We start from the raw sequence: 23,356 nt of genomic DNA on the forward strand, positions 1-23,356 counted from the left end.
AGATGCTCGACAGCCGTGAGGCCGTGGCCGCCATCCTCACCGCACGCGCCCGCGCGACGGCGCCCGAGGACCCGTACCGTCTCTCCGAGCAGTCCCTGATCACCGGGCACCCGTACCACCCCGCCCCCAAGGCCCGCGGCGGCGGCCCGCCCGCCGCCTGGCTGCCGTACGCGCCCGAGGCGTACGCCGCTTTCCCCCTGATCCTGCTCGGGGTCCGCGAGGACACGGTGGTCGAGGAGGGTGACACCGCCGTCCTCGACGCGCTGGGCACGGCCCCGCCCGGCTACCGTCTCCTGCCCGCCCATCCCTGGCAACTCGATCTCGTGGCCCGGGAGTTGGCAGAGTACTTCGCCGACGGCCGCCTTGTACGGCTGGGGCGCACGGAGGGCGAGGTGTGGCCGACGGCGGCGATCCGGACGGTGTACGCCCCCGAGGCGGACCTCTTCCTCAAGTTCAGCCTGGATGTGCGCATCACCAACGACGTCCGCCGCCTGTGGCGCCACGATCTGCTCAAGCTGCGCCGCACGGATACGGCGGTCACCGCGGCCTTCGCCGAACTGCCAGGCGCCGCTTGGCTGGGCGACGGCGGCTACCGCACCGCCGGCTTCGCCTTCGAGGAGTTGGCGGTACTGGTCCGCGACGGACTGGCCGACCACCTGGCCCTCGGCGCGACTCCCTTCCTCGGCGCCGCCCTCACCGAGGACACCGCGGCCTTCCCGGGCAACCCGCTGGTCCGCGCCACCGACCCCGAGGCCTGGTGGGAGGCGTATCTGCGCGAGGTCGTGCCCCCGGCCCTCGGCGCCTTCCACCACCACGGTGTCGTCCTCGAAGCCCACCTCCAGAACACGCTCGTCGCCTGCGACGTCACCGGTGCCCCCGTGCAGGTCCTCTACCGTGACGCCGAGGGCGTCAAGCTTCTGCCGGATGTGACGCGCGCGGCGGGCTGGGAACGGCTGGTCTACTGCCTGCTCGTCAACAACCTCCTGGAGATCGCGGCGGCCCTGGTCGAACACCATCCGGGCGTCGATCCCTGGCCTGCCGTACGACGCGAGTTCGGGCGGCACCGCGACATCCCGGAGGTCGAGGAACTCCTCAACTCCCCGACCCTCCCCGGCAAGACGAACCTGCTGCTCCGCTGGACGGCGGCGGACGGGGCGGACGCGCGGTATCTGCCGCTGCCCAATCCCCTGGCCGGGTACGGAACTTCACAGTGACCGACTTTGCCGACGATCTGGCGGGCGGCCGAGCCGTCTCTCAGTCGGCTCGGAGGCTGTCGTCCAGGTGGGTGAGGAGGCCGCCGGTCAGGTCGGTCAGCTGGGTCACCTGATCCGGGGTCAGGGTGTCGAAGACGAGCCTGCGCACCGCGTCGACGTGGCCGGGGGCGGCCTGCTCGATGGCGGTCCGGCCGGTGGGGGTGAGGCGGAAGGTGGCGGCCTCCTGTTCGGGGCCGTCGGGGAGGTGGTTGATGTGGGACCGGCCGTGGCTGACGGTCTGTAGGCGCGTGGTGCGGGGGATTCTGAGGTTCTCGTAGCGGCGAAGCGCCTCAGGGGGGTCGTCGAGACCGTCGGACAGACAGCGTGCCAGGACCGCGGCGTCCTCGATCGCCTGGGCGGCGCCCTGGCCGAAGAAGGGGAACATGGGATGGGCGGTGTCCCCCAGCAGTGTCGCGCCGCCCTCGGTCCACCGGGTGAGGGGGGCGCGGTCGAGCAGGGCCCACCGGCCCGGGGTGCCTGCGGCGCGGATGAGGTCGGTCAGGCGTTCGTCCCAGCCGTGGAACTCGGCGAGGAACTCCTCCACCGTGGCGGTCGCGGTCCAGGACTCGGAGGCGAAGTCCCCCGCAGGGGCGAAGGCGACCAGGTTGACGTACGCGCCCGCGGAGACCGGGTAGTGCACCAGGTGGTGGCCGGGACCGATCCACAGCGTCTGGGCCGGCCGCCGGGCGAACTCCGGGGCCCGCTCGGCGGGGACCAGGGCCCGGAAGGCACACAGACCCGAGTACGTCGCGGGTGAGGCTCCGACCATCGTGTCGCGCACGGCGGAGTGCACGCCGTCCGCGCCGATCAGGACGTCCGCCTCGGCCGACCGGCCGGCGGCGAAGCGGAGCCGCCAGGCGTCGCCGATGAGTTCGAGACCGACGCACTTGTGACCGAGTACGACGGACTCCGCCGGCACCTGCGACCGGATGGCCGCGAGGAGGTCGGCTCGATGCGCGGTGTAGGTGTGCTCGCCGTAGAGGCGCTCGCAGGTGGCGGCCAGGTCCTCGGAGGAGAGGACCCTTCCGTCCGCCCAGCGACGGAACTCCCAGCCGGTGTCGAGCTGGACGGCGTGTCGGCGTACGTCGTCCAGGGCCCCGAGCTTGCGGAGCTGGCGGGCGGCATTGGGGGCGATCACGAGACCGGCGCCCACCTCGGCCAGGCGCGGCGCCTGTTCGTAGACGGTGGCTGCGATCCCTTCACGGTGCAAGAACGCCGCAGCGGAGAGTCCGCCGATGCCACCACCGAGGATCGCGATCCTCGGCCCCGCGGTCGTGCGTTCTGTCATCCCTCAGCTCCTCGGACGATCGGCGCGACCATGTGCACCGCCGTGGTCTTCGATGCGCACATGCTGCCCGCCTCGGGAGACGCGCGCGTATGGATAGGCCCGGGCCTCTTACGGAGAGGCCCGGGCCATCAGGAGCAACTAGGGTGCGGTGGGCGTCAGTTGAGGGCCCACTTCTGGTTGTTCTGGCCGTTGCAGGTCCACAGGATCAGCTTGGTGCCGTTGGCGGTTGCCGCTTCGGAGGCGTCCAGGCAGAGGCCGGAGAGGTTGTTGGTGAGGGTGCCGTCGGGGTTGGCGGTCCACTTCTGGTTGGTGCCGTTTGTGCAGTCCCAGATGATGACCTTGGTTCCGTTGGTGGTGCCGTTGTTGTCGGCGTCGAGGCACTTGTTGCCGTAGACGACGAGTTCGCCGCGCGAGGTCTGCTGGAAGGTCTGGTTGCGTCCGCCGGAGCAGTCCCAGATCTGTGCCTGGGTGGCGTTGACGTAGGTGTTCTTGTCGATGTCCACGCAGCGGCCCGAGGCGGCGCCGACGAGGGCGGTGCCGTTGGTGCCGGGGATGCCCTGGACGCGCACGGCGTCGATGTCGGGGGCGGTGCTGCCGGAGACCGCGGCGAACTTCACGGTGTTGGCGCCCTTGGCCAGGTGGGCGAGCACGGACACGGTGCGGTAGGTGGTGGCCGAGCCGGTCGGCGGGAAGGCCACGACGTACGTGTACTGGCCGCCCACCTGCACGGTGGCCTTACGGGCGGTGCTGCCGCCGTTGGCGTAGGTGATGTCCACCAGCTTCGTGCCCGCCGCCCCGGCGGTGACGTTGCCGAAGGTCGGGGTGGTGGCGGTGGTGGTGTCCTCGTACGTCGAGCCGGACGCCTCGGTGCCGGAGACGGTCAGCAGGACTGCGTCGTTGGCGGGGACGGAGGTGGTGTAGCCGGTGGCGAACGATCCGGCGTCGGTGCGCGTCCAGGCGTTGCGTACGCGGGCGGAGGCGGTGGTCAGGCCGAGGTCGGTCCAGCGGACGGTGATGTTCGCGGCCGCGCCGGTGCGGTTGAACAGCATCACCGCGCGCTTGCCGGTGCCGGAGAGGACCTTGCCGTACACCTGGAGGTTGCGGGTGTCCTCGGCGACCTTGACGCCCTGCAGGCCGCGCGGGTCCTGGTTGATGGCGAGGACCTCGGGGTTGGTGAGGATGTCGCGGGTCTCGGTGGTCATCGTGGCCACGTTGTTGCCGGCCAGCAGTGGTGCCCCGGAGATCGCCCACAGGCTCATGTGGAGCCGGTTGCGTTGGGCGGTCATGCCGTTGAGGCCGACCATCAGCATGTCGGGGTCGTTGACGTAGCCGGTGTGGTGGGCGGCGGGTTGCAGGGCTTCGTCGAAGTTGCGGTACATCTTCGTCAGGCCGGGGGTCTCCTTGTACAGGAGCACGTCATGGCTGGTGCGCCACAGGTCGCCGTAACCGGTCGCCCAGTTCCAGGGCAGTCCGGTGCCCCACTCGCAGAAGGAGAGCACGAGCTTGCGGCCGGTGACGGCGGACGCGGCCTCGTTGGCGGCGGCGATCTGCTTGTACTGGGTCTCCTGGTCCAGGCCCTCGACCCGGCCGCCGCACCAGTCGATCTTGACGTAGTCGAAGCCCCAGCGCTGGAAGGTCTCCAGGTCCTGCTGGTAGTGGCCCTCCATACCGGTGTTGGGGGCGGCGGGGCGGGTGGTGGGGTAGTAGTAGCCGCAGCCCTGTTTGCCGGCGTCGGTGTAGATGCCGGCCTTCAGGCCCTTGCTGTGGATGTAGTCGGCGATGGCCTTCATGCCGCCGGGCCACAGGGTCTCGTCGACGACGATGTTGCCGTTCGCGTCGCGGGCGCCCTGCCACCAGCCGTCGTCGAGGTTGACGTACTTGTAGCCGGCGGCGGCCATGCCGGAGGAGACCAGGGCGTCGGCCTGCTGCTTGATGACGGTGTGGTCGATGCTGCTGAAGAAGCTGTTCCAGGACGCCCAGCCCATCGGCGGCGGGGTCACGCCGGTTTGGGTGGTGCTGACCGCGGCCGGCTCGGCCGCCAACGGGGCTGACGGCTCAGGGCCGTTCAGGGCCGCCAGACCGGCCACGGCCAGAGCGAGGGCCACGATGCGCGCCGTGACGCGTCCGGCCCATCTTCGGGTGAAGACGTACGACATGGGGGTGTGTCTCCTGTGGTCAGTGGCCGAGGGTGCGCGGGGACCCTCAGGGCGACGAACGGCGGGTGCGGGTACGACAGTTGGTCGATGGGTCGAACGAAGTTCGGCCAATCGGTCAGAAGGTAAGGGTGAAGTGAGGGCAGGTCAATGGTTTTGTCGTTTCTTGTTGATTCCTGTGAGGCCGCATCAGGTGGAGGTGTCCACGCGCGGTGGCGCCGCCGCCGATCCGGCTGCGGCGGTTCCTGTTTCGGGAGCTCAACGGTGTTCTGGCATGCGCTGATTGGCTCTGGCGGCTGTCTTGACACCTTCTGACCCACCTGCGGGTGATGCTGCACTTCGTGCCGGAGGCCCTGGTGACGGGCGAGGCGCTGGCGTATGCCTTCAGGCCGCTGGCGTCCGCGAAGCGGTTCTTGTCGTCTCCGATCTCGGCGAGCATCCGGGCGCCGAGTCGGATGCCGAGGCCGGGGAAGCTGAGGATCACTTCAGCGTCTGGGCGCTCTACCTCGACCAGTACGCCTCCGGACGCGGTTAAATGCCGGTCCTGACGACCGACCCGTCCGCCTCCGGCACCTACCGGCTCCCGGCGTCGGGAACTTACAACATGGGCGGCACCAAGAAGCGCCACGGCTCGATCCTGAACCTCACGGCCGCCGAGGAGAGCCGCGTGCTCGCCCGCTGGCCCAGCACCGCGAGCAACCGGCTCCAGTCGTACAACTACCAGGACCGCTACGTGCGGCATGCCAACTTCGACGTGCGCATCGACCAGAACGTCACCGGCGCGGACGCCCAGTTCCGGCTGAGGCCCGGCCTCGCGGGCACCGGCACCGTCTCCTTCGAGTCGGTGAACTTCCCGGCCACTTCCTGCGGCACTCCGGATTCGACTTCCAGCTCGCCTACAACGACGGCACCAGCCAGTTCGCCCAGGACGCCACGTTCCGCCAAGTCGCGGGGCTCGCCGACAAGGCATGGTCGTCGTTCCAGTCGTACAACCACCCGGACCGCTACATCCGGCGCTACGGCTTCCAGTTGCGGCTCGGCCGATCACCACCGCCACGGGACGCGGCGACGCCACCTTCCGCGTGACGAGCTGACCTGCACCGACAGGGAGCCGGCTACTGTGCTCGCTTCATGCTGAGAGACGTCACAGTCACCCGCTATGTCGCACCCCTGCGGTCCGGCGGCTCCGTCCCCGGGATCGTCGAGGCCGACGACCTGGGGACGTACGTCGTGAAGTTTTCCACCCAGGGGGCGCTGACCTGCGGTGATTCGGCTGTTTGCCCCCGCCCGGCTCCTTCGCGCCCGACCGGGCGGCCGTGTCGTCTTCCTCCCGTGCGCTCTCGTCGTGCACCATGACCGCGTGCGGACCCAGGGCGTCGACGTTCCTCCACGGGAGGGCCCGGTGGAGTGGGCCTGCCAGTAGTAGGCCGTGGCTGGCGAGGGTGAAGCATCGGATGCTGCCCGTCGAGGCGTCGAACGCGAGGTCCTTGACCTGCCCGAGGTCGTCCCCCGCCAGTGTGACTACTGGCTTCTTGGCGATCTCGCCGGCTCGCATGTACTGGCTCGCATGTAGACGGTCACGGCTTCTGCCCTCCTCCCTCCGGAGGCCGATGGCCCTGAGCTATTACTCCACGGGAGCGGCGCCGAGCCTGGGGTGGCACGATCAAAGCGGCTCCCGCGAGGACGATCGCGAGAGCGGCGATGAGCCAGATCCACCATTCCATCTCGAAGCCCCTTTACTCCCGGTATCATCGATATGTCTCCCTTTCAGGGTCGACCCACCGAGGCTCAGGTGTCGACTGCAAGAGATGAGGATCAGCCTTCGCAAGGGCGCGCCGAGGGACGGACCGTGACGGCGATCTTCGTTGGCGCCCAGTCATCACGGTGCCGGGATGGTCAGGACGCTGTCGTCGTAGTCGATGGTGATCGAGCCGAAGTCGCTGAGCATGTCAGAGCCGAGCAGGCCCTGAATGCTGCCGCCTTCCCCGGGAGGGCCGAGGTCGATGACGGTGACCTCGCCCGGGTCGAGACGTACGTCACCGACCTCCCACTGGCCCACCTGGGCAACAGGAACCTGCCCGCTGCCGAGAACTCCGCTCACCGAACGGCGTTCACCGGTGGGCTCAAGACCGACCCGGTCGGCGACGTCGTCGTCGACGACGCTGGTGGAGGCACCGGTGTCCAGGGCGAACTTGAAGGGCCCTCGCCTTCGATGGTCACCGGGACGAACGCCGGCGTCCGGCCGGCCTGCTCCACGACCCTGAGGGGCACCTCGCGCGCCGCCCCGGGGGAGGTCTGCCTCACAAGCGAGCTGTCGGGATCTCCGTGCGCGATGCAGCCCGCGAGCAGCAGCGCGGCCAGAGGCGCAGCAACGAGTCGGCTCTTCCACCGATACCTGGTGCCGGACGTGTCGTCGTCTCGCAGCCGCATGCGGCCGAAGTGCCCACCCAGCCACCGCCCCGGACGAGATGACCCGTATGTACGAGCACCACGACGCGCTGCTCCACTCCGTGCGGGATGGAGTGCTCATACTCAGTGACGACGGGCGACTGCTCCTCGCCAACGACGAGGCCATACGACTGCTGGAGTTGTCCCCGCTTGGCCTTCGCTTTGGTTTCCCGCTGAGGCTGCAGGACCAGAGCGACGACGGCGCTGACCGCGGGCAACACCACGAGCGCCACCTGAAGCACGAAGGTAGTGGCCGGATCCCGGCGTAACTGTCAAGCCTGCGGCGGGAGTTGGGGCGTCCATACAGAAGCCGGCGCAAGCTGCCTCAAGCCGGCAGGTCAACGAGGTCATCGTCGCCACGACGATGAGCGGACAGCCGATACCTGCCGGCAACTCGGCGCCCCTCGCCGGATGCCCCTTAGCCGGTGCACTCCACCTCCGGATCCGGTGTGCACCCGAGTTGTCGATTTTTTTCGTTTTGCTGGAGATATGCGTGGTACGCGAGTGACGAATCGTTGCTCGTGGTTTCCCTGTGGTCTGAGGGACAGGAGCGACACCACCTCACCTGAGGGGACACTATGAACAAGGGCAAGAAGCGCAGGGGGGTCGTGGGCCTGACGCTGGGAGCCACCGTTCTGACGTCGGTGGCGGTGACGGGGGCCGGCCCGAGCGGGACCGGCCAGGCACCGGGCCTGCCACATCCGGGGACGGGGACGCGGCAGGAGATGCGCACCTACTCGAACGACGACGGCCTCAGTTTCAGGGAGTTCGCACGGCGCGGGAACACCAGAACCGACTCCGCGACGGTGCGGGTCCAGCTCCTCCCGACGGACGCCACGACGGTTCGTCGTGGCGCCGGCGTCGCTGTCGTAGGCAGGCCGGGCGAATTCAGTTGGGACGCGGTGACAGGCCGTCCCAACACATGCTCCATCAGCGTCGTGGGAGGCCCTGTCTCCCGCAACCAGACGGTGACCTGGACCATCGAACTGAGCGTGCCGGAGGCGGAGGTACAGGGCCCGAGGCGCAGGGGGGAGCCCCCGGTGCAGCAAGAGTGCTCCAGGCCTTTCACATTCCGGGTGACAGAGGTGCCGACAGGTGAACGCGATGAGGACAACAACCTCATCTTCAGGCAAAGCATCCGGGCGATCGGCTGAACGCGGCAGGTGAACTGGGCAGCGCCCACGTTTGCCTCTTCCAGGCCGGTGAAGCCGAGACCGGCGTGGTGGCTCCGGCCTCGGCCTCGCGGAGGCGGCGGGTGATCCACAAATCGGCGCACGTCGGTCTCGAACTGCTCCGGCTCCTGCGCCGAGACCGGATCGCGGAACTCGTGCAGGTCCCGCACGACCGCCGGATCGGGGTCGGTGACCCCCGCTGCCGACCCTGTCACCCCATGACCCTCTGCGGAACCTGCGCCACGTCGTCCGAGTGACGCTCACACGGTGTCGGCGACATCCAACGAAGTGAGACGCCGCGGCACTCCACCAGGACCGCTCGCTTCCGACCGCACCACCGTCTGCGACCCCTGAGCGACGTGACCATTTATCCACACATGCTCGTAGGATGTGTGGGTAGAGCCGATCGGCGCACGAGGGCCCCTGGCAGACGAAAGCGGCTGGTCCCGATGGTTTCCTGGGATGACGTGGGGGGACTCAACAGGGCGTACGAGCGTTTCCTGACGGAGGGCTCGGCGGGGGCGGAGGTGCGGGGCCCCATCCTGAGCTCCTGGCAGCGTTCCAGGGCCCTGGGCGTGGTGCCCAACCAGCTGGAGATCCCCTACCAGGAAGATCTGGACCAGGAGTGCCGCCTGCTCGACGCGGCGAGGCCGGTGCTCGACCGACTGGAGTCCGCGGTCCGCGGCGGCCAGGTCAGCGTCATCCTCACGGACGGGCAGGGCTGGGTGCTCCAGAGGAGAACCAGTTCGCCGGAGCTCGACAGGAGCCTGGACGCGGTCAATCTCGCGGTTGGTTTCACGTTCGCCGAGTCGGTCGCGGGCACCAACGGGATCGGCACAGTGCTTGCCGAGCGGCGCCCTGCCTTCATCATGGGCCGTGAGCACTTCGCCGAGTGCATGTCGCCGTTCACCTGCGTGGGTGCTCCCATCCGTAACCCGTTGAGCGGCGAGGTGGAAGGCGTCCTGGACCTGACCTGCCTGAGAGAGGAGACCAACTCCGCGATGCTGCCCCTGGTCCGTAAGGCCGCCGGGGACATCGAGCAGCGGCTGCTCGAAGGCACCACCAGCCGGGAACACCAGTTGCTCAGCGCCTTCCTGCGCTCCCGCAAGCCGACTGGGCAGCCGGCGAGCAGGTCGTTCTCTCGTGCCGTCGGCGCGTTCACCATGATCGACAAGAGCCTCGCCCCGGGCGACCAGGCGTTGTTGCGCCGGAAGGCCGCCGAGCTGATCTCCTCCCCGGGCCGGGCCGCGGCCGAGGTGGCGCTCTCCGACGGCCGCGTGGCCAGCCTCACCTGCCAGCAGATGACCGGTCCGAAGGGCCAGGCCGGCGCCGCGGTCGAAGCCGTTCTCACCCCCGCCCGAGAACGCTCCCGGATGCGCCCGAAGACGGCCCCGCAGCCCGGGTGGGCCGAGGCGCGGCTCGACCGGGCGACGGTGTCCGGCCCTGCCATGGCTGTGACACGGCCCGGGGCGGTTGAGACCGGCGAGCGACGTGCGACGGAAGCGGGCGACGGCGCGGACGGCGGCGAGTGGCTGCTGATGCTCGGCGAGCCCGGTGTGGGGCGGCTCGCGGTCCAGGCCCGGCAGCGCCTGGAACTCCTCTGCGACGCCAGCGTCCACATCGGCAGCACCCTGGACGTGGTCCGGACGGCCGAGGAGCTGGCCGAGATGGCCGTCCCGCAGCTGGCGGACACCGTCGCCGTCGACCTCCTGGCGCCTGTGCTGACCGGTTCGGAACGGGCCCCGCGGCACGGCGAGCTCCGCCGGGCGGCGCTGTGCACCGTAGGCCGGGGGAACCCGCTCACGGACGCGGCAGGTGACCCCGTCCGCTATGCGCCGTCCACCCCTCAGGCCCGGTGCCTGGCCGGACGCCAGTCGATACTCGAACCGGTGCTGTCCGCCCCCATGGGCCGGCAGGCCCACGAGCCGGCGCGTGCTGCGGAGATCCTCGGGTCGGGGATTCACTCGCTGATCGTGGTGCCGATGCACGCCCGCGGCACATTGCTGGGAGTCGTCAGCTTCTATCGCTCCGAGGAGCCTGCCGCGTTCGAGGGAGACGACCTGTACCTCGCCGAGGAGTTGGTCGGCCGCGCCGCGCTGTGCATCGACAACGCCCGGCGCTACACGCGCGAGCACGCCGTCGCCCTCGCCCTGCAGCGCAGCCTGCTGCCCCGCCGTCTGCTCACGCACAGCGCCGTCCAGGTGGCGCACCGCTATCTGCCCGCAGAGGCCGGGGTCGGCGGCGACTGGTACGACGTGATCCCGCTCTCCGGTGCCCGGGTGGCGCTCGTGGTCGGCGACGTCGTCGGTCACGGGGTGCAGGCGGCGGCCACCATGGGCCGTCTGCGGACCGCGGTGCACAACTTCGCCGCGCTCGACATGCCCGCCGACGACCTGCTCTACTCCCTCAGCGACCTGGTGGAAGGGCTGGACGCGGATCAGGAGGCGGCGTCCGAGGGCAGGATCGGCACCGACGACACCGACAGCGGCGGCCAGATCGTCGGTGCCACTTGCCTGTACGCCGTCTACGACCCGGTGTCCTGTCGGTGCACGCTGGCCCGTGCGGGGCACCCTCTCCCGGCGCTCGCACTGCCCGATGGGACCGTGGAATTCCCCGACATCCCCGCGGGACCTCCGCTGGGCCTGGGCGGTCTGCCCTTCGAGTCCGTCGACCTGGACATCCCCGAAGGCAGCGAGCTGGTCCTCTACAGCGACGGGCTCATCGAGGACCGCGCCCGTGATATCGACGAGGGACTCGCCCTGCTGCGGCAGGCCTTGAGGCGGCGCGAACGCACGCCGGAGCAAACGTGCGACACGGTCCTCAAGGCATTGCTGCCCGCACACCCCGCTGACGACGTCGCCCTGCTCGTGGCCCGCATGCGGGCACTGGACCCCGGTCAGGTCGCCACCTGGGACCTCGAGCCCGAACCCGAGAACGTCTGCCGAACCCGTATGAAGGTGGCCGAGCAGCTGGGTCGCTGGGGTCTGGAAGAGCTGTCGTTCACCACCGAACTGATCGCCAGCGAACTGCTCACCAACGCAATCCGGCACGCGCGCGGCCCCATCCGGGTCCGGCTGCTCCGCGATCGGAACCTGATCTGCGAGGTCTCCGACGGCAGCAGCACCTCCCCTCGGATGCGGCGCGCCGCCACCACCGACGAAGGCGGGCGCGGACTCTTCCTGATCGCCCAGCTCGCCGCCCGCTGGGGCACCCGCTACACCATCGACGGCAAGGTCATCTGGGCCGAGCAGACACTGCCCCCAGCTCGTGGGAGGTCCCGCTCGTTCGCCGTCTGATCAGCGACTCGGACGTCTCCCAGGGGCGCGGCGCCCCAGGGCCGTGTTCCCCCTGCTTCGAGTCCGAATGTGTGGCCTGTGCGGCCAACTGGCGATCTCGCCAAACCGGGACGACTATGTAACTACAGGGTATGAACGGCGATTCCGGACCAGGAGGAGCCGATGACGAGTGACGCAGCGGCTCGATCCGCGGTGCTGAGCGAGCTCGGGCTGGACAAGCAGAACAGGGCGTCAATGGGACGCCTGCTCGCGACCGGAAACATCGAGCGGGCCACAGAGCGGCCCGACGGCCGGATGAAGGCCGAGATACGCATCCCGCCGGACGAGCTGGCCTGGGATCCCGCGGTCCTCGTCCTGCCCCACGGGGGTGACATCGACATCGCGCTCTACAACGACGATACGAACACCCATTGTGCGCTCATGCCCAGCAACGGTGGAGGCCGATGGATCTGGTTGCCGGTTCATTCGCGAGGAGAGGTCAGCATCAACCTCGACGGTCCGGGCTGCTACTGGTACAGCTCCAACATCGGCAACGACGAGGGCCGGGGCCTGTTCGGCGCGATCGTCGCGATGGGGGAGGTGCCACCGGACGCCCGCCTCGACCGTCCGGCCCAGCCCCGACCGGACTGAGAGCCGGCTCAGCCCCGAGCGGACTTCAAGGAGCAGCTGATGACGGACTATGTAGAAGCACCACCGGCCATCAAGTTCTCCGAGGCCAGCGCCATCATCGGAACCGCGCCACCCGTGGCCGAGAACGTCACCTACGAGCGCCTTCTCGCGGCGGGTTCGGAACCGCACAACTGGCTCACCTACTACGGCACTTACGACGGGCAGCGATACAGCGCACTGGACGGGATCGACACCGGGAACGTCCAGCGCCTGCGTCCCGCATGGGTCTTCCAGTGCGGGTCGTACGGACTGCACGCGGGCTCCTCGACGTACGCGCTCGAGGCCGCCCCCCTCGTCGTGGACGGAGTCCTGTACCTCTCCGGGTGGGACGGCTGGATCTGGGCCGTCGACGCGGGGACGGGACAGTGCCTGTGGCAGTACAAGCACGCGATCCCCTTCGACGTGTCGCTGTGTTGCGGCAACGTGAACCGCGGTGTGGCGGTGGCGAAGGGCAGGGTCTTCGCGGCGAGCCTCAACGCCCATGTGATCGCGCTCGACGCCGCCACGGGTGAGAAGGTCTGGGACGTGACGCACGGTGACGTGCGGGCCGCCGAGAGCGCGACGGTCGCGCCGCTGCTGGTGAAGAACCTCGTCATCGTGGGCAGCTCCGGCGGGGAGTTCGGGGTGCGCGGCCATCTCGACGCCTACGACATCGACACCGGCGAGCGGGTCTGGCGGACGTACACCGTTCCCAAGCCCGGCGAGCCGGGTTCGCAGACCTGGCCGTCGGACAGCCCGGCCTGGGCTCGGGGCGGTGGCAACACCTGGGTCACGGGGACGTACGACCCGGAGCTGAACCTGCTGTACTGGGGCACCGGCAATCCGGCGCCCGACTTCGACGGTGAGGTCCGTGAGGGCGACAACCTCCATACCGACAGCGTGATCGCCGTCGACGTCGACAGCGGCCACATACGCTGGCACTACCAGTTCACCCCCCACGATCTGTGGGACTACGACTCGAACATGGAAATGATCCTGTTCGAGCAGGACGGGCGGAAACTGCTGGCGCACTTCGACAAGAACGGCTACTTCTTCGTGCTGGACCGCACCGACGGCGCACTGGTGCGGGTCACTCCGTTCGCCGACCGGATCACCTGGGGCGAGATCAGCCCCACCGGCGACGTCACGCCTCTGGTGTACCCCGACAAGGAGGGGGAGGACGTGCACTTCTGGCCGGGGCCGGCCGGTGGGAAGGAGTGGTGCCACGCCGCCTACAGTCCCAGGACGAACATGTTCTACGTCCCGGTCCAGGACGTGGGCGCGACGGTCACGCGGCGGCGCCGGGAGTTCCGGGAAAGCATCCCCTACTGGGGAGCGAGCGTCACTGTGGATTCCGCCGACATGGCGGGGCAGGTCAAGGCATTCCACGCGGCGACCGGCGAGGAGGCGTGGCGCTGGAGCTGGCACCTGCCGATCTCCGCGTCCGTGCTGGCCACGGCGGGTGACCTGGTGTTCTGCGGGACGCCGTCCGGGGAGTTCAACGCGATGGACGCCCGAAGCGGCGAGCTGTTGTGGCAGTTCCAGACCGGGAGCGGACACCACAGCAGCCCGACGACCTACAGCGTCGACGGACGGCAGTACATCGCCGCACCGGTCGGATGGGGCAGTTGGGTCGAAGGGTTCGCGCCGGGAATGATGGGCGGACCTCACGGCGACGCCCTGTTCGCGTTCGCGCTTCCTGAATAGCGAAGGAGATACGCGATGCAATCGTGGGAGACCCCTGAGTTCGAGGAAATCATGTGCGGAGCGGAAGTCACCATGTACCTCGCTCAGCTGGACGAGTAGACGCATGTGGTTGCGTGTGCTGGGTTCGGCGGCCGGGGGTGGGTTTCCGCAGTGGAACTGCCGCTGCCCGGGATGCCGTGCCGTGCGCGACGGCTCCCGGCCCTGCCAGGCCCGCACCCAGTCGTCCGTCGCGGTGAGCACCGACCACCAGCGGTGGTTCCTCCTCAACGCGTCCCCTGACATCCACGCCCACATCGAGTCCTTGCCGACCCCGCCATCGACCGGGATACGGGCGACGCCGCCGGCCGCCGTACTGCTCACCGACGCCGAACTCGATCACACCCTCGGCCTGCTGCTGTTGCGCGAGGGGCCGGCCGTCGAGGTGCACGCCACCCCCGCGGTGCACGAGACGTTGTGTGACGGAACGTCGTTGCTGCGGACACTGGAACACTACTGCCCGGTCGAGTGGCGACCGGCCGTTCCGGGAACCGAGGCTTCCCTGGGGGATGGCCTTCACTACCGAGCCTTCGACGTTCCCACGACCAAGCGGGTGCGCTTCGGCCCCGGGAACCGGCAGGGACGGGTGGTGGGTTATCGCCTCACCGATGAGCGCAGCGGCCGGACAGCGGTGTACCTGGCGGGGATGCAGCAGCTCACTGCGGCCGTGCGCGCACAGCTGGACGACTGCGCCTGCCTGCTCGTCGACGGGACCTGCTGGCGCGACGACGAGTTGATCCGGCTCGGCCTGGGCGACAGGACCGCACGAGGCATGGGCCACCTTCCGATCGACGGACCGGATGGCAGCCTCGAACTGCTGTCACCGCTTCCCATCGAACGCAAGATCTACCTACATATCAACCATACGAATCCGATTCTGCTGGAGGACGCGCCGGAGCGACGTCGGGTCGAGGAACGCGGAATGGAAGTGGCCACGGACGGCCTGGAGATACAGGTGTAGAGCAGCGATGACATCAATCGGGTCCGGCGGAAGGGCGACCGCGACCGACGAACTGGTCGAGGCGCTGCGCGCCCAAGCGCGCTTCTACCACGATCGGCACCCCTTCCATACGAGGATGAACCAAGGTCGGCTGAGCCGACGGCAGATTCAGGGCTGGGTGGCCAACCGCTTCTACTATCAGGTCAACATCCCCCGCAAGGATGCCGCCATCCTCTCCAACTGCCCTGACATCGACGTGCGTCGGCGGTGGCTCCGCCGCATCGTCGACCACGATGGCACCAGAAGCGGGGACGGCGGGATCGAGGCGTGGCTGTGCCTGGGTGACGCGGTGGGGCTGACCCGCGAAGAGCTGCGCGACCAACGCCATGTCACCCCCGGGGTGCGGTCCGCCGTCGACGACTACGTCACCTTCGCCCGTACTCGGCCCTGGGTCGAGGCGGTGGCGTCCTCGTTGACCGAACTGTTCGCCCCGGACCTCATGGCCGAGCGCCTCGCCGCGTTCGAACGCTTCTACCCCTGGATCGACGGGGCCGGTCTGGCCTACTTCCGGGCTCGGCTGGAACAGGCTCCCCGCGACGCCGAACACGCTCTGGAGGTGGTGGCCGAGCACTGCCGGTCGGCCGAGGAACAGCAGCGCGCAGTGGCGGCGCTGACGTTCAAGTGCGATGTGCTGTGGAGGATGATCGATGCCATCGACCAGGCCTACCCCGAGTGAGAAGCGCACGGTCGGCGAACGCGGCGCCGCGGTGGAATCGTCGAGCCGTCCGAAACCGGCGCCCCACATTCGCCTGCGGTTCGACTCGGCACGGGAACAACATGTCCTGCTGGGGCCGGAGTCAGTCGTGGTCCTGAACCACACGGGCGCCGACATCCTCGCCCTGTGCGACGGTCACCACACCGTGGCCGAGATCGTGGCGACGCTGCGCGAGCGATATGACCGGGTGGCCGACGACGAGGTGCGACATTTCCTCGGCCGGCTCACCGCCAAGCGCTATGTGGTGATGGACGATGGATAGCCCCTTCGGACTGCTGGCCGAACTCACCTACCGCTGCCCCCTGTCGTGTCCGTACTGCTCCAACCCGCTCAACCTCGGCGACTATCACGACGAACTGACCACGGCGCAATGGCAGCGGGTGCTCGCCGAGGCACAGGAACTGGGCGTATGGCAGTTGCACCTGTCGGGCGGTGAGCCACTCCTGCGCCGCGACCTGGCCGAACTGGTGGCCTGCGCACGGGAGCTGGGCCTCTACACGAACCTCATCACCAGTGCCCTCGGCCTGTCCCAGCGTCGCGCGGAGCAGCTCAGGGCGGCCGGTCTCGATCACGTGCAGATCAGCATTCAGTCCGACGAGCCTGCCCTGTCGGACCGGATCGCCGGTACGCCGTCCTTCCACAGCAAGATCGAGGCGGCTCGCATCGTGAAGGAGCTGGGCTGGACACTCACGGTGAACGTCGTCCTGCACCGCCGGAACATCGACCGGGTCGCCGGTGTCCTGGACCTGGCCGAGGAGTTGGCGGCCGACCGTGTCGAGTTGGCCAACACCCAGTACTACGGCTGGGCGTGGCGTAACCGCGACGCACTGCTGCCCAGCAGGGCGCAGCTCGAACGGGCGGAGGCCGTGGTGCGCGCCGCGCGCGAGCGACTGAAGGGAAGGATGGAGATCCTGTACGTCCTTCCCGACTATTACAGCCGATACCCCAAACCCTGCATGGGCGGGTGGGGGAAGCGGCAGCTCACTGTCACCCCGAACGGCGATGTTCTGCCCTGTCCGGCCGCGCACGCCCTGCCCTTGCCACGCGCCAGCGTGCACGAGGACCCCCTGGCACGGATATGGGCCGATTCTCCCTTGTTCCGGTGTTTCCGCGGCACGGACTGGATGCCGGAGCCGTGCCGAAGCTGCGAGCGCCGAGAGATCGACTTCGGCGGGTGCCGCTGCCAGGCCTTCCTGCTCACCGGCGACGCGGCGCGCACCGACCCGGTCTGTCACCTCTCTCCCGACCACGACATCGTGGCCGAGAGGGTGCGGGCCGCCAACGAGGAGACCAAGACCGGTGCCGGCGTCCTCACCCCTCGTCCCCACCACGGCCGCCGTCTGAGCCCCGGCTAGCCATGGACGCGATCTGGCCGCTCCTCGGCCTCGGCTTCGTCCTGAGCCTGGACAACTTCCGGGTGTCGATCGTGCTCGGTATGGTTCCGTTCGGCTTCCGCCGCTCCCTACAGATCGCTCTGATGTTCGGACTGTGGGACGGGGTAATGCCGCTGATCGGCCTGTTGCTCGGCCATCAAATCGGCCATGCGATCGCTCCGGTCGCCGCCTACGCGGGCTCGGCCGCCCTGGGCGGGTACGGCTTGTACCTCGTCATCCGGGCCGTGCGGAGCCCGGAGTCTCCCGACGAGATCGACAACCCGTGGGTGACGCTCTTCGGTATCCCGTTCTCCCTGAGCCTGGACAACCTCGTCGGCGGCGCAAGCCTCGGACTGCTCGGATTCGCTCCCTGGATTCCCGCCCTTGTGTTCGGTGCCACTACTGCGGTGGCGTCGTTGATCGGATTGCACATCGGGAGATTCGCCGGAGGCCTCGTCCGGATCCGCTCCGACCTGCTGAGTGGCGTCGCTCTCATGCTCGCGGCCATCGCTCTGCCCATCCAGTCCGGCTGACGCGCCCTTCAGCATCGGCCTGAGTACCGCGTCTATCGACCATCGTGTCACCCATGTTTTGATCCGGTCACTAAAAGCGACTTGCCCCGTCTCTGGAGATCGCCGCGCATCCATCGCGCCGGGCGCCCGCAGGCGCGTACCTCAATTGAGGTACGCGCCTGTCGTTCGATTGAAGGGTCTCAACTTCGCTCGCGTGTACGGTGATTGAGGGCAGGGCCCCCTCCTACCGTCGGTGGAGCGGTTGGAAAACCGCGGATCTCTCGCACCCACCTCGGAAGGACCCTCCTGGTGTCTCGCCCGCTCCCCCGTATGGCCCGTGTACTCGACCGGCTGAACCGAAGCGGACGCCGCAGGCTGGCTGTCGCGACCGTGGCCGGTGTTCTGGCCGGCGGTATCGCCGTCCCCATCGTCGCCTCCGGTTTCGGTGCGGAGGCCGGCGCAGCCGCTGCGTCTGCGCCGCAGATCTCCAAGCCGGCCGCCTCCAAGACCGGCCCCGCCCCGACCGTGCGGGTGAACCAGGTCGGGTACCAGACCGAGAGCCCCAAGAAGGGCACGTTCGCGACCAAGGCCAAGAAGCCGCTGGCCTGGTCCCTCAAGGACGCGAGCGGTAAGGAGGTGGCTCGCGGGACGACCACCCCCGCCGGGGTGGACAAGTCCGCCGGCGAGAACGTCCACACCTTCGACTTCAGCGAGGTCACTGAGAGCGGTCAGGGCTACACCGTCACCGTCGACGGTCAGAAGAGCGAGCCGTTCACCATCGCCGACGACCTCTACTCGCAGCTGCGCACCGATTCGCTCGCGTACTTCTACCACAACCGCAGCGGTATCGACATCGACGCCGACCTCGTCGGCAAGGAGTACGCCCGCCCCGCCGGCCACGTCGACGGCGCGGCGTCCAGCGACCAGAAGGTGCCCTGTCAGCCGAAGGTCTGCGACTACACCCTCGATGTCAGCGGCGGCTGGTACGACGCGGGCGACTACGGAAAGTACGTGGTCAACGGCGGCATCTCCGTCGCCCAGCTGATGTCCGGCTACGAGCGCACCCAGCACGCGAAGGGTGCCGACACCGACTCCCTCGGCGACGGCCGGCTCGTCGTGCCCGAGCAGGGCAACGGCGTCCCGGACGTCCTGGACGAGGCCCGCTGGGAGATGGACTTCCTGCTGAAGATGCAGGTGCCCGAGGGCGAGAAGCTCGCCGGCATGGCGCACCACAAGATCCACGACAACATGTGGTCCGGCCTGCCGCTGAGGGCCGACAAGAGCGAGAACAAGCGTGAGCTGCACGCCCCGTCCACCGCGGCCACCCTCAATCTCGCGGCGACCGCCGCGCAGGCGGCCCGCCTCTACGAGCCGTACGACAAGGACTTCGCCGCCAAGGCCCTGAAGGCCGCGCGCGCCGCCTTCGACGCCGCGAAGGCCAACCCGAAGATGTACGCCGACCCCGGCGACACCACCGGCGGCGGCGCCTACAGCGACTACGACGTGAAGGACGAGTTCTACTGGGCCGCGTCCGAGCTGTTCATCACCACCGGTGACAAGGAGTACCGCCAGGAGGTGCTGAAGTCCCCGCTGCACAACGACAGCAAGGCGCTCTTCCCGAGCGGCGGCGTCTCCTGGCAGTCGGTCGGCGGGCTCGGCGCCCTGGACCTGGCCACCGTGCCGAACAAGCTGAGCGCGGCCGAGACCAAGGCCGTACGCAAGACCGTCACCCAGGCAGCCGACCGCTACGCCGCCGACGCCCGCAAGGCCGCGTACGGCGTCCCGTACGCCCCCGACGGAGGCCGCTACCAGTGGGGCTCCAACGGCCAGGTGCTGAACAACATGGTCGTCCTCGGCACCGCCCACGACATCACCGGCGACACCAAGTACCGCGACGCGGTGACCAGCGGCATGGACTACATACTGGGCCGCAACCCGATGGGTCTGTCGTACGTCACCGGCTACGGCGAGCGGTACGCGCACAACCAGCACCACCGCTTCTGGGCCAAGCAGAAGGACGCCAAGCTGCCGCAGCCGGCCCCCGGCGCCGTGGCGGGCGGTCCGAACTCGTCGATCGACGACCCGGTCGCCCAGACCAAGCTCAAGGGCAGCGCCCCGGCGAAGAGCTACATGGACGACATCGAGTCCTGGTCCACGAACGAGATCACCATCAACTGGAACGCCCCCCTGGCGTGGGTGGCCTCCTACCTGGACGACCAGGCCTGACACGAAGGCCTGGGACCACAGGAACGGCATACACATCGGGGAGGGGGCCGGGTCGCCCCGGCCCTCCTCCCGCACACCGGACGAGGCGTCGGCGGGTAGCGGCCACCGCGGTCTTCCTCGTGAGCACGCCTGGGGGGCCGCCGACCACCCGGCGCGCCCGCGGCGCGCGGCGGGGCGGCGTGGGGCCGGTCGCGTGTGCCACACCCTCCGCTCGGCCACCCCGGCATGCCGGGGTGGCCGTCGGCGTGCACACTGGGAGCAGGAGATCACCGCCTCGTCAGGAGACTGAGAAGGCGACGGGCGTGTCCGCCCGTGACGCGCTCGACACCGAGGTTGTGGGGCGTCGGGTCGTGCGGTACGTGCTGGACCCCCTGATCTCCACGCTGATCGTGCTGCCCTTGACCGTGCTCGTCGGCATCGGCGCGAACCACGACAGCGGCACGACCTCCTGGGCGGTGCTCGCCGAGCCCCTGGGACGCCGTCACCCGGCTGCTGTGGTGCACGTGTGCTGGTACGAGGCGGACGCCTACGCCCGCTGGGCCGGGCGGCGGCTCCCGACGGAGGCCGAGTGGGAGAAGGCCGCCCGTCACGACCCCGCCACGGGACGTAGTTGGCGCAACCCGTGGGGCGAGTGGGAGGCCGACTCCTGGCACGCCAACGTCGGCCAGTACCACCTGCAGCCCGCGCCCGGCGGCTCGTATTCCACCGGGACCGCCCCGTGCGGGGCCGGGCAGTTGCTGGGCGACGTGTGGGAGTGGACGTCGTCCGACTTCACCGGCTACCCGGGATTCAGGGCGTTCCCCTACCGGGAGTACAGCGAGGTCTTTTTCGGGTCCGGGTACAAGGTGCTGCGTGGCGGTTCCTTCGCCACCGACCCGGTGGCCTGTCGGGCCACCTTCCGCAACTGGGACTTCCCCGTCCGGCGGCAGATCTTCGCGGGCTTCCGCACCGCCCGCCACGCCGACACTCCTGCGCGGACGAGGGCGGCCTGATGTGCCGTCACCTCGTCGGCCTGGGGCCGTCCCGGACCCTCGCCGAGCTGCTGATCGACCCGCCGTACGGGCTGTACCCGCCGTCCTGGGCTCCGCGCCGGAAGCGGCACGGCACGGTGACCGCGGACGGCTTCGGCATCGCCTGGTACCAGACCGGCGGCTACCGCCTGCCGGCCCGCTACCGCCGGGCGGTGCCCATCCGGGCGGACGGCAACCTGCCCGGCCTGGCCCGCTCCATCCACAACGGCGCCGTCGAGGACTGGACCCGGCTGCCCCACGACACCGGCACGCTCCAGACCGCTGACGAACTGCCCGGCCCGGGGGCCTGCTGCGGTTCCGCCCTGCTGTGGGCCCTTGTCCACAGCAGGATCGCGGCCCGTTGGGGCCACACCCTCGGCTGCCGCGCGACGGCGGACCACGTCGGCGTCACTTCCGAGCCCGTCAACGACGCCGACGACTGGCAGGACGTACCCGATCAGTCTCTGCTCATGGCCACCCGCACCGGCGTCGAGACCACTCCGCTGCGCCTCGCCGCGGCAGCGGTCGTGCCCGTCTGCCCGTGCACTCCGGAGGACCCTCACCGCATGACCAGCCCGACGGGCCGCTTCACCCTCCGTCACCGCTTGCCGAGAACCACATCGCCGAGGCCTTGCGCCACGACGTCCTGGCAGGGCTAACCGCCCGGCCCAAGGCCCTTCCGCCCAAGTGGTTCTACGATGAGTGCGGCCGCCTGCTGTTCGATGAGATCACCAGGCTGCCCGAGTACTACCCCACCCGCGCCGAACGCGAGATCCTCATCCGCCGTGCGGGCAAGATCGCTCGCCTCACGCGCGCCCGCACTCTGGTCGAACTCGGCTCGGGTGCCTCGGAGAAGACCCGGCTGCTGCCCAACGCGCATCCGGCGCCGGTAGGCCGCGGGGTCCCCGGCAAGCCAGGAGACCCGCGCGCCACCGCAGCCTCTGGGCGAGGGCCATCGGCGTGCTCGGTGAACAGCTCATCACCGCAGGCGTGTTGCTCACTCTCTTCGTCGTCCATTCCCTGTGGTGGACCAACGTCCAGGCCGACCGTCAGGCCGACGGCATGGGAGACCGGCTGCGCCAGGAGTAGGCACAGGACCGGGCGGGGAGGGAACCCGGCGCACTGGACACGGGGACTGATCTGTCGGTCATCAACCAGGGGCGTCGTCGGCTACTGCACCGACCTGGTGAAGTCGGGCATGCCCTGGGACGGCAAGGGCGACTTCACGCTCGCCGCCCACGGCACGCCACCTCCGGAACTGCGCTGAGACAGTGACGCTCATCGCGCTGAGGCCGGCAAGATCCGCCGCATCGTCGCCACGGGCTCATGGGGATATATTTAGCGAGACGGTAATTCCGTTCATATCGTCTGGACTTCCTTTCGTGTGCCGTTGCGTCGTGCCGCGTTCGGACTCTGTACCGGGCTACGCGGTCGAAGTTCCCGAGGGGGCTGGGAGTTACGACATGGGCATCATGGCTCGCCCTCTGAGGCGGGCAGGGTTCTTCCCCGGAGTGCGTGGCGGGCGCACGGCGACTTTCTTCGCGCTGACGGCCGGGGTGTACGTGGCCGTTTTCCTGGCGGTACTCACCCGATCGCCGCTGCTGGAGTTCGACTGGCGCGTGGCCATGTGGCGGCCGTACAAGCAGTGGCCGCAGCCGGCGGAGTTCCTGGACGTCCTCGTTGTCGCGGGACAGCGTGGACCGACGGCGGCAGTGGCGCTGGCCTGGCTGGGGTGGCGCTTCTGGCGGAGCCGGAACCCGCGCCCGCTGCTGGTCTTTCTGACGGCGTTGTTGCTGCTCAACGCGAGCGTCGGCGCGGTCAAACTCGGCACCGGACGCCTGGGGCCCGGCCGCGCGCATGCCATCGGATCCGACGAGCTCTTCCGGGGTGGCGACATGTTCCCGTCCGGCCACACGGCCAACAGTGTCGTCGTCTGGGGGGCGCTGGCGTACCTGGCCACACGCCATCGCAGGGCAGCGGGTGCGCTGGCCGCGCTGGCCGCGCTGGTGGTCGGGCTGACCACTGTCTACCTGGGATATCACTGGTTCAGCGACGCCCTGGGCGGCTGGGCTGCCGGGGCGCTGGTGCTGCTGGCCCTGCCGCGCTGCGAGCCCTTCGTTGAGCGCGTGATCGTATGGGGCGGGGGGCTGCGGGAGCGCCTGTGGGCCGATCCTGTGCCGTGGCCGGTTCCGGCGGTGGCCGTGGCCGACGGGGCGCCGAGGCCTCGTGGGCGTGGAGGGCGGCGCGGGCCGATGGTCATGCCGTGTCCAGCTGGTCTCGCGGCGCGGAGTCCCTCGCCCCGTGTCCTCGTGCCGCGGCAGGTGAGCCCCGTTGCGGTGACAGTTGTCTTTCAATCCCGAGTATGGAATGAGCGTGGGCCGCCGCGGGTTCCCGGTATGTCGCAAATTTCCAGTTATGTTCCCTGCGTGTCTGAGGCACCGGGATGAACGCTTGGGACGATGCCGACCGTGCCGACCTCGGGGCACGTACCGCGGCAAGCCGTGGTGGGCGCTGTGAGG

17 protein-coding genes and 8 pseudogenes are annotated in these 23,356 nt (G+C 69.3%); 20 read left to right on the plus strand and 5 right to left on the minus strand.

The features are described 5' to 3' along the window. Window positions 1–1,214: IucA/IucC family protein (locus F3T56_RS26065; protein ID WP_149827798.1), on the plus strand; the 1,214-nt coding region annotated here is incomplete at its 5' end. 40 nt (window positions 1,215–1,254) lie between these two features. On the opposite strand, the gene F3T56_RS26070 is transcribed toward F3T56_RS26065, so the two are convergent. The 3 genes and pseudogenes from F3T56_RS26070 to F3T56_RS26080 all read right to left on the minus strand — a co-directional run. Continuing rightward, complete coding sequence (locus F3T56_RS26070) at window positions 1,255–2,541, minus strand: FAD-dependent monooxygenase (protein ID WP_149827799.1); 1,287 nt, start codon at window positions 2,539–2,541, stop codon at window positions 1,255–1,257. 155 nt (window positions 2,542–2,696) lie between these two features. Further along, window positions 2,697–4,697: an RICIN domain-containing protein gene (locus F3T56_RS26075; protein ID WP_149827800.1), complete on the minus strand. Its 2,001-nt coding sequence runs from the start codon at window positions 4,695–4,697 to the stop codon at window positions 2,697–2,699. A gap of 307 nt (window positions 4,698–5,004) precedes the next feature. Beyond that, window positions 5,005–5,196: pseudogene (locus F3T56_RS26080) on the minus strand (transposase); the annotation flags it as partial. Here F3T56_RS26080 and F3T56_RS26085 point away from each other — a divergent pair. Both F3T56_RS26085 and F3T56_RS50135 read left to right on the plus strand, forming a co-directional pair. Beyond that, a pseudogene (locus F3T56_RS26085) lies at window positions 5,188–5,788 on the plus strand (AbfB domain-containing protein); the annotation flags it as partial. The pseudogenes F3T56_RS26080 and F3T56_RS26085 sit on opposite strands and share 9 nt — an antisense overlap. A 37-nt stretch (window positions 5,789–5,825) precedes the next feature. After that, window positions 5,826–5,945 (plus strand): annotated as a pseudogene (locus F3T56_RS50135) (HipA family kinase); the annotation flags it as partial. Window positions 5,946–6,054: 109 nt separating this feature from the next. Here F3T56_RS50135 and F3T56_RS48170 read toward each other — a convergent pair. Continuing rightward, a pseudogene (locus F3T56_RS48170) lies at window positions 6,055–6,249 on the minus strand (PRC-barrel domain-containing protein); the annotation flags it as partial. Between the two features lie 324 nt (window positions 6,250–6,573). Next, complete coding sequence (locus tag F3T56_RS26095) at window positions 6,574–7,149, minus strand: retropepsin-like aspartic protease (protein WP_246203864.1); 576 nt, start codon at window positions 7,147–7,149, stop codon at window positions 6,574–6,576. Between the two features lie 4 nt (window positions 7,150–7,153). Here F3T56_RS26095 and F3T56_RS50140 point away from each other — a divergent pair. The 17 genes and pseudogenes from F3T56_RS50140 to F3T56_RS26175 form a co-directional block, all read left to right on the plus strand. Beyond that, window positions 7,154–7,291 (plus strand): annotated as a pseudogene (locus F3T56_RS50140) (PAS domain-containing protein); the annotation flags it as partial. Window positions 7,292–7,867: 576 nt separating this feature from the next. Then, window positions 7,868–8,296, plus strand: a complete 429-nt coding sequence (locus F3T56_RS46385; protein ID WP_172639143.1) for a hypothetical protein — start codon at window positions 7,868–7,870, stop codon at window positions 8,294–8,296. Window positions 8,297–8,781: 485 nt separating this feature from the next. Beyond that, window positions 8,782–11,610, plus strand: a complete 2,829-nt coding sequence (locus tag F3T56_RS26110; protein WP_246203866.1) for a SpoIIE family protein phosphatase — start codon at window positions 8,782–8,784, stop codon at window positions 11,608–11,610. A gap of 162 nt (window positions 11,611–11,772) precedes the next feature. Beyond that, window positions 11,773–12,240 (plus strand): MSMEG_3727 family PQQ-associated protein, encoded by a 468-nt coding sequence (locus F3T56_RS26115; protein ID WP_149827804.1) that lies wholly within the window; start codon window positions 11,773–11,775, stop codon window positions 12,238–12,240. Window positions 12,241–12,279: 39 nt separating this feature from the next. Beyond that, window positions 12,280–13,965, plus strand: coding sequence for a PQQ-dependent dehydrogenase, methanol/ethanol family (locus tag F3T56_RS26120; RefSeq protein ID WP_172639144.1), 1,686 nt, complete (start codon window positions 12,280–12,282; stop codon window positions 13,963–13,965). 15 nt (window positions 13,966–13,980) lie between these two features. After that, the gene (gene pqqA, locus F3T56_RS50145; RefSeq protein ID WP_149827828.1) at window positions 13,981–14,064 is read left to right on the plus strand and encodes a pyrroloquinoline quinone precursor peptide PqqA; all 84 of its coding nucleotides are present in this window, start codon (window positions 13,981–13,983) and stop codon (window positions 14,062–14,064) included. A gap of 4 nt (window positions 14,065–14,068) precedes the next feature. Continuing rightward, window positions 14,069–14,962 carry a pyrroloquinoline quinone biosynthesis protein PqqB gene (gene pqqB, locus F3T56_RS26130; RefSeq protein ID WP_149827806.1) on the plus strand — a complete coding sequence of 298 codons (894 nt, stop codon included), beginning with the start codon at window positions 14,069–14,071 and terminating at the stop codon, window positions 14,960–14,962. A 7-nt stretch (window positions 14,963–14,969) separates the two neighbouring features. Beyond that, window positions 14,970–15,677: a pyrroloquinoline-quinone synthase PqqC gene (pqqC, locus tag F3T56_RS26135; RefSeq protein ID WP_149827807.1), complete on the plus strand. Its 708-nt coding sequence runs from the start codon at window positions 14,970–14,972 to the stop codon at window positions 15,675–15,677. Continuing rightward, on the plus strand, window positions 15,649–15,978 hold the full coding sequence (gene pqqD, locus F3T56_RS26140) for a pyrroloquinoline quinone biosynthesis peptide chaperone PqqD (RefSeq protein ID WP_149827808.1): 330 nt from the start codon (window positions 15,649–15,651) through the stop codon (window positions 15,976–15,978). The genes pqqC and pqqD overlap by 29 nt, the downstream gene beginning before the upstream one ends. Then, window positions 15,971–17,071, plus strand: coding sequence for a pyrroloquinoline quinone biosynthesis protein PqqE (gene pqqE, locus F3T56_RS26145; protein ID WP_149827809.1), 1,101 nt, complete (start codon window positions 15,971–15,973; stop codon window positions 17,069–17,071). Before pqqD ends, pqqE begins: the two co-directional genes overlap by 8 nt. A gap of 2 nt (window positions 17,072–17,073) precedes the next feature. Continuing rightward, window positions 17,074–17,622 carry a manganese efflux pump MntP gene (locus F3T56_RS26150; protein WP_149827810.1) on the plus strand — a complete coding sequence of 183 codons (549 nt, stop codon included), beginning with the start codon at window positions 17,074–17,076 and terminating at the stop codon, window positions 17,620–17,622. 504 nt (window positions 17,623–18,126) lie between these two features. Next, window positions 18,127–19,827 (plus strand): annotated as a pseudogene (locus F3T56_RS26155) (glycoside hydrolase family 9 protein); the annotation flags it as partial. A 458-nt stretch (window positions 19,828–20,285) separates the two neighbouring features. Continuing rightward, window positions 20,286–20,819 (plus strand): annotated as a pseudogene (locus F3T56_RS48175) (SUMF1/EgtB/PvdO family nonheme iron enzyme); the annotation flags it as partial. Further along, window positions 20,819–21,496, plus strand: a complete 678-nt coding sequence (locus tag F3T56_RS26165) for a class II glutamine amidotransferase domain-containing protein (RefSeq protein ID WP_216373009.1) — start codon at window positions 20,819–20,821, stop codon at window positions 21,494–21,496. The pseudogene F3T56_RS48175 and the gene F3T56_RS26165, both read left to right, overlap by 1 nt. Then, window positions 21,457–21,714 (plus strand): annotated as a pseudogene (locus F3T56_RS48180) (L-histidine N(alpha)-methyltransferase); the annotation flags it as partial. The gene F3T56_RS26165 and the pseudogene F3T56_RS48180, both read left to right, overlap by 40 nt. Before the next feature lie 83 nt (window positions 21,715–21,797). Next, window positions 21,798–21,926, plus strand: a complete 129-nt coding sequence (locus F3T56_RS49390; RefSeq protein WP_281291906.1) for a hypothetical protein — start codon at window positions 21,798–21,800, stop codon at window positions 21,924–21,926. A gap of 374 nt (window positions 21,927–22,300) precedes the next feature. Beyond that, entirely contained in the window at window positions 22,301–23,284 is a 984-nt protein-coding gene (locus F3T56_RS26175; RefSeq protein WP_149827812.1) for a phosphatase PAP2 family protein, read from the plus strand. Window positions 23,285–23,356: the final 72 nt, after the last annotated feature.

The sequence above is a fragment of the Streptomyces tailanensis genome, assembly GCF_008386495.1.
Lineage (GTDB): Bacteria > Actinomycetota > Actinomycetes > Streptomycetales > Streptomycetaceae > Streptomyces > Streptomyces tailanensis.